The 6,439-nt window shown below is 61.9% G+C and carries 5 protein-coding genes; all 5 read right to left on the bottom strand.

The window, feature by feature from the left end; all coding sequences use genetic code 11:
• Positions 1-176: 176 nt before the first annotated feature.
• On the bottom strand, positions 177-1,367 hold the full coding sequence (locus D0N36_RS19120) for an ABC transporter permease (protein WP_116943412.1): 1,191 nt from the start codon (positions 1,365-1,367) through the stop codon (positions 177-179).
• Positions 1,364-2,617, bottom strand: coding sequence for an ABC transporter permease (locus tag D0N36_RS19115; protein ID WP_116943411.1), 1,254 nt, complete (start codon positions 2,615-2,617; stop codon positions 1,364-1,366). Before D0N36_RS19115 ends, D0N36_RS19120 begins: the two co-directional genes overlap by 4 nt.
• Before the next feature lie 132 nt (positions 2,618-2,749).
• Positions 2,750-3,949 (bottom strand): FtsX-like permease family protein, encoded by a 1,200-nt coding sequence (locus D0N36_RS19110; protein ID WP_116943410.1) that lies wholly within the window; start codon positions 3,947-3,949, stop codon positions 2,750-2,752.
• Positions 3,946-5,187 carry an ABC transporter permease gene (locus D0N36_RS19105; protein ID WP_116943409.1) on the bottom strand — a complete coding sequence of 414 codons (1,242 nt, stop codon included), beginning with the start codon at positions 5,185-5,187 and terminating at the stop codon, positions 3,946-3,948. Before D0N36_RS19105 ends, D0N36_RS19110 begins: the two co-directional genes overlap by 4 nt.
• A gap of 129 nt (positions 5,188-5,316) precedes the next feature.
• Positions 5,317-5,985: an ABC transporter ATP-binding protein gene (locus D0N36_RS19100; protein WP_116943413.1), complete on the bottom strand. Its 669-nt coding sequence runs from the start codon at positions 5,983-5,985 to the stop codon at positions 5,317-5,319.
• Positions 5,986-6,439: the final 454 nt, after the last annotated feature.

The raw sequence follows: 6,439 nt of genomic DNA, 5'->3' as shown, positions 1-6,439 counted from the left end.
AGCTTGTCGAAGCATCTCTACCGCTTCGTTGAACGACCGCTCCGAAGCGGTAGAGATGCTTGACAAGCTCAGCATGACGTTCTGTTGACTTTGTAAACAGCTTCCTTTTCTATTTCTGGCAAACAGAACACCTTATTAGAGATTTTAAAAGCTAGCAGCAGCGTTGGAAATCAGCCTCACTCCTCGCGCAGCGCCACGGCGGGCTGAATGCCGGCCGCCAGCCGGCTCGGGTACAGCGCGCAGACTGTCGCCAGCAGGTACAGCGCCCCAGCCGCCAGCAGCATGGCCGTGAAGTAGATGTCGGGCCGCACGTTTTGCACGCCCAGCAGCGGAAACTGCACCGCCACCAGCAGCCCCAGCAGCAGCCCGAAGGTAGTAATGACCAGGATTTCGCCCAGCACCTGCCCGCTAATGCCGCCGGCCGTTGCGCCCATGGCCCGGCGCACGCCAATCTCTCCCCGCCGCCGGCTGATATTCAGCCACAGCACCCCAAACAAGCCCAGGCCCACATTGATAAGCAGAAACAGGCACACCACGCCCAGCAGCACGGGCAGCACCAGGCCCGATTTCAGTTGCGTCTGCCGCTGGTCGGGTAGCGTTGTAATGTTGCTGGTCCAGGTGGGGCCGGCGCTCCGGATATCGGCGCTGAGCTTCTTTTCCAGCTCCGCACCGCTGCCGGGCTTCACCGCCAATAGCAGCCGGCTGGCGGCGCGGCTCGTGTCCTCGGAGCTAACGTACACAAACATGCCCGGCCGGGGCTCGCTCAGCTCGCCGCCGGCCCGGTAGGAGCTGCCTACGCCCACCACCTGCCACTCACGGTCTTTGTTGCCGATGCGCTTGCCCACGGCCAACCCGCCGGGACCAAACAGCTCGTCGCGCAGCTGCTCGTTGATGACGACCGGCGGGCGGGTCGCGGCCTCGTCGCGGCGGTCGAACCAGCGGCCCGCCCGCAGCTCCAGGCCCATCACCCCGCGCAGCTCCGGGCTGGCGTAGTAAATGTCCACCGGCTCCACGGTTCGCTTCACGCCGTTCTGCTCGGTTTCCAGGTAGATGTTATTAGTGCTGAAGCTGAAGGGCGTGTTGGAAGAAGTTCGTGCCACGCCCACGACGCCCGGCATGGCCCGCAGCTGGCGCAGAATGGTTTGCAGCGTAGCGTACTGCTCGGGTCGGGGCTGGGTACCGGCGTCGAGGTTGATTTGCCACACGGTTTCGTAGGCGAAGCCCAGCGGCGCCCGGTAGTTGCGGTAGTTGTAGAGGCCCACGCTGCCCACGATAAACAGCACCACGAAGGCCAGGAATATTTCGGCCAGCAGCAGGCCATTGGCCCGGCGGCGGTTCCACATCAGCGTAATCAGGTGGCGCATCATAAAGCAGTTTCTCCTTTCAAGACCTGGGCAGCCTGTAGTTTCGACATTTTGTAAGCCGGGTACACCCCCGACAGCATTCCAAAGACCAACGCCAGCCCCAGCGCCACCAGAAACACCCGGCCATTGAGCGCGAACTGGGCGTAAGGAATCAAATGGGTGCTGTTGATGAAGGCCAGCGCCCCCGCCGCCAGCGCCAGGCCCAGCAGGCCCCCCAGCAGGGTCAGGAAGATGTTTTCGAGCAGGAACTGCCGCATCAATGCCCCGGTGGTGGCCCCGAAGGCCTTGCGCACCCCTATTTCAGAGGCCCGCTCCAGGGTCCGGCTCACGTTCACGTTCACCAGGTTGAGGGCCGGCAGCAGCATAAACAGCAGCGCCAGCGCCGCCGCGATGCGCGTAAACAGCCCGCTGGCCCCGTCGGGCGAGGTGTCGCCGCTGCCGTGTGCCAGCAGCGAGGCAAATAGCGTGTGCGCCCGCGAATAGATTTTTTTAAACTCCTTGGGGTCGGGCAGCGGCACCCGGTCAATCACCTGCTGATACTCGGCCTTCACCGCGTCTATATCAGCCGGCGAGCGGGCCAGCAGAATGGCCATGTAGCCGCCCAGATAATCGGGGTCGCGCAGGTTGGCAGTCGTAGTGCTCAACGGGGTCCACACCTCGGCGTAGGTCTGAATGCGCGAAAGCGGCACGTCGCGCACCACGCCCACTACCCGGTAGCGCACAGCATCCAGCTCCAGCACCCGCCCCACCACGCCCCGGGCAGCCCCAAAGTAGCGGCGGGCTGTGTTTTCATTGATAACCGCTACCAGCGCCGCGTCGCGTTGCTCCTGCTTGTTAAAGGGCCGTCCCTCCAGAAAGTCGAAGTCCAGCACCTGCCAGAACACGTCGTCGGTACGCTTGAGGTCGAGTTTGAGCGTCTGGTTGCCCACGTAAGCGGGCAGCGTAGTAGTAGTTTGCTCGCTAATTGACACCTTGGCCGGCGTCTTCAGCGTCCGCGCGTACTTGTCCAGAAAAGCGTAGCCCAGCGCTGAGTTGCTGGTCCCTCCGTCGCGGTATTCCAACACCATTCGCGTGACGAACAGCAGTCGGTCGGTGCGCCGCTCGGGCGTCCCCGGTCCCGCGGTGCCATCGGCCATAGCGTACACCACCAGCAAAATCATCAGCGTAAACGAGATACCGAACAAACTAATGAAGGTGAAGAACTTGCGCCGCAGCAGCACCTTCCAGGCTATTTTGAGGTAGGAAAGGAACATTTTTTTCAGTTAAAAATTAAAAGTGAAAAAATAAAAATCGTATCACAGAAGATATATTTTTCATTTCGTTAAAGACTATAAATCTGATTAGCGTAAATTTTAAATTTTTTACTTTTAATTTTTAATTCAATCTCATTCCTCGCGCAGGGCCACAGCGGGCTGAATGCGGGCGGCCAGCCAACTGGGCTGCAGCGTGCAGAGCAGCGTGAAGGCGTACAGCACCACCAGCGCCAGCAGCATCCCCAGCAAATACACGTGGGTGCTCACGCCCAGCACGCCCAGCAGCGGAAACTGGGCCGCAATGAACAGCCCCGGCAGCAGCGCCAGCGTCGTGAGCACCAGCGTTTCGCCCACGAACTGCCGGCCGATGTCGGCGGCTGTCGCGCCCAGGGCCCGGCGCAATCCTATCTCGTCGCGGCGTTGGCTGATGGCCTGCCACAGCATCCCGAACAGCCCCAGCGCCACATTCAGCAGTAGAAAAGCACTCACGATGCCCACGGCCAGCAGCGGGGCCAGGCTGGTTTGCAGGGCCAGAGCGCGGCTGTCGGCCAGCGGGGTGGCACTCACCGTCCAGGTTTTGGTAACGGCCGTTACCGTGCGCACCAGCTGCTGCTCCAGGGCGGCGCCGGCGCCGGGCTTCACCTTCACCAGCAGCGTGTAGGCAAACATGCGCGTACCCTCGGGCGGCGGTACCCGGCGGCGGAAAACCACCGGCTGGGGCGGGGCCAGGTCGCCGCCCGGGCGGTACGAGCCCACCACGCCCACTACCCGGCCCTCCGCCTTCTCGTTCTCGTTCAGGGCGTGTTGCAGCTTGATGCGCTGACCCAACGCGGGCCGGCCGGCGAAAATAGCCTCCCGCATTTCTTGGTTGATGATGACCGGTGGCACCCCGGCCGCCTCGTCGCGGCGGTCGAACCAGCGGCCTTCCGACACCGACATTTCCAGCAGCGCTGCAAACTGGTCGTCGGTTTCTACCTCTGTAACTACCAGCGGCGGCTGGCCGGCTACGGTGGCAGTGCTGTTCATTGTGTACTCGCTGAACGGGGTACTGTACATGGCCAGGCTGACTGCCTCCTCCCCCGGCTGCTGCCCGAGCTGCCGTTGCAGCCGCAGCAGCGTGGGTTCCTGGGGTAGCGTATCGTTGTTGGTGGCCAGGCGTAGCGTCCAGACCTGCTCGTAAGCGAAGCCGGGCGGCTGGCGGAAGGCCAGGCCCACCACGGCCACCAGGCAGCCCAAACCGAAGAGCACCAGAAACGTGAGCAGCAGCTCCAGTGCGAGCAGGCCGTTGGCTGCTTTTCGGCGCCAGATAAGCTTGAGAAGATGCCGAATCATACGCGGGCGTGTTTAAGGGCTTCCACGGCCGACAGCCGCGCCATTCGCCAGGCCGGGTACGCGCCCGACAGCAAGCCAAAGACCAGCGTAGCCGCCAGCGCCCAGCCAAATACCACCAGGTTCGGCTGGAAATGACCGTAGGCAGCCAGGTAGCTGCCACTCAGTCCGCGCAGCAGCGCCGTAGCCAGCAGCAGGCCCAGCAGGCCGCCGAGCAGCGTCAGGACCACGGTTTCGACCAGGAACTGCCCGGCCAGCGTACCGGCCGTGGCGCCAAAGGCCTTGCGGATGCCAATTTCGGAGGCTCGCTCCCGCATCCGGCTCACGTTCATGCTAATCAGGTTGAGGGCCGGCAACAGCAGCAGCAGCGCCACCGCCCCCCCGCTTAGCGCCCGGAACAGCTGCACGGGCTTGCTCGTCCAGTTGTAGCGCGCCAGCAGCCGCTCGGCCACCGACTCGCCCAGCGTGTTGGGCAGCAGGGCAATGTGGCTGTCATCATCCATCGGAATGGCGGCCACGGCCCGGCGCAACGCGGCCCGCATATCCGGCACGGCCGCCGCCGAAGGGGCCAGCAGCAGCAGCTCGCTTTCCCCAAAAGGCACCTCCGGCTGGCGTTCCAGCGCGCTTGGTTCGTAGGGCGTCCAGAGGTCGGCGTAGGCATGAAAACGCATGGTGGGCACATCTGCCACCACGCCCACCACCCGGTAGCGCTTCTCGTTGGCTTCCAGTACCTGCCCCACCGCCGGCCGGCCGGGCCCGAAATACTGCCGGGCCGTGCGGGCACTGATGACGGCCACGGCCTCGCCACTGCGGGCCTGCTGCTCGGAGTAGGGCCGGCCGGCCAGGAAGCGGAACTGCAGCACCCGCCAGAAACCGCCGTCGGTGGGTTTGAGGGCCAGCGCCAGCTTGCGTCCGCCCACATAGGCGGCCACCGCCTGCACCTCGGCGCTGATGCCCACTTGCATACCCGGCCCCAGCTTCCGCAAATGCTGGTTGATCAGCCAATAGCTAGGCCGCATTTTCATTTCACCGTTGCCCGGCATTGTCAGCTGCATGTAGCTTCCAAACATCAGCCGGTCGGGGTGCTGCTCGGGCGCGTAGGCTCCCGCCGCCCGGTCGTACAGCGCCACGCCCACCAGCAGAATCATCAGCGTAAAGCTGATGCCCACCAGACTGATTAGCGTGAAGAACTTGCGCCGGAGTAATACTTTCCAAGCTATTCTGAGGTAGGAGAGAAACATCTTTTAATTAAAAATTAAAAGTGAAAAATCAATGGTTTACGCACGTATAATATATTTTAAGCTTCGTTAAGAAATGAGAACTTGATCGAAGTAGATTTTTAGTTTTTCACTTTTTATTTTCAATTTCCTTCAACTCACCTGGCTTCCATCGAAAAAGCGGATGAGGCGCTGGGTTTTCAGGGCCTGCTGCTCGTCGTGGGTAACCATGACGATGGTGGTGCCCTGCTCGCGGTTGAGGGTCAGCAGCAGGTCCATGATTTCCTCGCCCATCACCGAGTCGAGGTTGCCGGTGGGCTCGTCGGCCAGAATAATTTCGGGCTCCCCGGCCAACGCCCGGGCAATGGCTACGCGCTGGCGCTGCCCACCCGAAAGCTGGCTCGGGAAGTGGCCAGTGCGCGCCCCCAGGCCCACTTTTTCGAGGGCCGCGTAGGCCCGCTGGCGGCGTTCCTTGCTGCCCACCCCGGCCCGGTACAGCAGCGGCAGCTCCACGTTGTCGAGCACCGAGAGGTCGTTTATCAGGTGGTAGCTCTGGAAAACGAAGCCGATTTTGTGGTTGCGCAGTCGGGCCAGTTCTTTGTCGGAGTAGCTCTGTACGGCCCGGCCATCGAGTTCGAGCGTGCCGCTGGTGGGCTCGTCGAGCAGACCCATAATGCTGAGCAGCGTCGATTTACCGCACCCCGAGGGGCCCATTACCGACACAAATTCGCCCTGGTTAATGGTGAGGTTGACGTGGTTAAGGGCTACCGTTTCGATGGTGCGGGTCTGGTACACTTTCTCGATGCCGGTGAGCTGGAGCACGGCCCGGCCGGAGCCAGTTACCGGGGTAATTGCGGGCTGGGGTGAGTCGGCGGCCGAGGTGAATAGGTTGGTCATAAGGCGGAAGTTGAAAGGGTGAGCTGTCCGGTTCCGAACAGGGGACGCAGGGAGTTACAGAAGAGTAGCCAAGCAACGGGCCAAGTTTATATATATCTATTTTACAGTTGATTACCGGCAAATAAAGTATTTACGAGTCCAGGAATTGTGTCCGATTTCGGACGGGTTGTTCGGTTGCGGCGCTGCCATATATTAACCCCATCACCTAACCCCACACTCGCTCAAGTCGCGACATCCGGTGGGGAGGGGGGCCTAGGTGTATAGTCCCAGGGAGAGATGGTGTATTTTCCGGGCTGGAATTTCGCACGCACTTATGGGACAAATACTCCACGGCAGCGCCCGCACAACTTCGGCAATACGGGCCGCTATCCAACGTAGT

Source organism: Hymenobacter lapidiphilus (genome assembly GCF_003417065.2).
Classification (GTDB): Bacteria; Bacteroidota; Bacteroidia; order Cytophagales; family Hymenobacteraceae; genus Hymenobacter.
This window is presented reverse-complemented; position numbering and strand designations above follow the sequence as displayed.

Coding starts and splice junctions, on each gene's coding strand:
- D0N36_RS19110 (WP_116943410.1), bottom strand. CDS start 3,949: ATGATTCGGCATCTTCTCAAGCTTATCTGGCGCCGAAAAGCAGCCAAC.
- D0N36_RS19105 (WP_116943409.1), bottom strand. CDS start 5,187: ATGTTTCTCTCCTACCTCAGAATAGCTTGGAAAGTATTACTCCGGCGC.
- D0N36_RS19120 (WP_116943412.1), bottom strand. CDS start 1,367: ATGATGCGCCACCTGATTACGCTGATGTGGAACCGCCGCCGGGCCAAT.
- D0N36_RS19115 (WP_116943411.1), bottom strand. CDS start 2,617: ATGTTCCTTTCCTACCTCAAAATAGCCTGGAAGGTGCTGCTGCGGCGC.